The organism is Anabaena sp. CCY 9910 (genome assembly GCF_963920875.1).
Lineage (GTDB): Bacteria > Cyanobacteriota > Cyanobacteriia > Cyanobacteriales > Nostocaceae > Trichormus > Trichormus variabilis.
On record NZ_CAWUDJ010000147.1, the window covers coordinates 1 to 246 of the forward strand.

Below are 246 nucleotides of genomic sequence, written 5' to 3' on the forward strand. Positions count from 1 at the left end.
TGGCAGACGGTGATCAACCCGACGGCGGCTACGCCAGGTCAGCCCGTAGAATTTGACGCCACCTTGCGCACGCGCCAAGCGGTTTCAGTAGCGCTTCCGTCGCGCACTGTGCTGGAAGGCACCGTCGGTGCCGTGGCATCGGTGGACGGCGTAGTGCGGTACAGGGCCTACGAGAACGATACGAATTCGACAGATTCGAACGGCATCCCGTCTCACAGCATCTCGATGGTGGTTGACGGTGGCGGC

General features: G+C 62.6%; 1 protein-coding gene. It reads left to right on the plus strand.

Annotated features, from left to right (window positions below; translation table 11 throughout):
• The coding region (locus tag ACM5QX_RS29640; RefSeq protein WP_414756774.1) for a hypothetical protein at nucleotides 1–246 on the plus strand (246 nt) is incomplete at both ends.